We start from the raw sequence: 726 nt of genomic DNA on the forward strand, positions 1-726 counted from the left end.
TGAACGAATGGATTTTCATCAATTGCCAGGGAAGCTGCACATTATGTCTCGCTCCATTGAAAGCCAGCTCAACGAATCCTTTCGGGATGCACTGGTGACTTATTACCTCGGCGAAGTGGTCCCCAACTCCCCTTTATTGAGGAGCCTTGGCCTGGACCAACGCCTGAAAAACGCCAACGATTTGTATGAGTTTTTCCTGATCGACAATCAGGTGATCAACGACGTCGAAACCAGTTACGTCGCCTCAGCCATCGGCAGTATTCAGCAATTCATCAACGGTGCATTGATGGGCATGGAGCCCGGTTATGACCTGCTGCAACCCACAGAAGCCAACTTCGTCGAGTGGCGCGAGCGCAGCAGCCAGTACCCGATCTGGGCCGCCAACATGCAACTGGCGCTCTACCCGGAAACCTTCATTTCCCCGGCCCTGCGGATGAAGAAATCCGGTTACTTTGAAAATCTGGAAAACGATATCAACCAGAACAAGATCAGTATCGACACCACCCAGGAAGCCGTGAAGTCTTACCTGGCCAGTTTCGAGGAAGTGGCGAACCTGACGGTTATCAACGGCTATATCGACACTGAGCGTTTTGCTGAGGGCAAGTACTACTTTATTGGCAAGTCTCGCGCCGAGAATATCTATTACTGGCGCACGGTCGATATGAACGAGCGGGCCTACAAAGAAGGCACTGAAGGCCCCAAACACGACTACCCGACGCCGGGTGC

General features: G+C 52.5%; 1 protein-coding gene. It reads left to right on the forward strand.

Going from position 1 to position 726, the window contains the following annotated elements:
- Positions 1-43: 43 nt before the first annotated feature.
- On the forward strand, positions 44-726 hold a 683-nt coding region (locus K5D32_RS25780), incomplete at its 3' end, for a neuraminidase-like domain-containing protein (RefSeq protein ID WP_260407549.1).

Origin of the sequence: Pseudomonas cichorii, assembly GCF_019719005.1 — a bacterium.
Classification (GTDB): Bacteria; Pseudomonadota; Gammaproteobacteria; order Pseudomonadales; family Pseudomonadaceae; genus Aquipseudomonas; species Aquipseudomonas cichorii_E.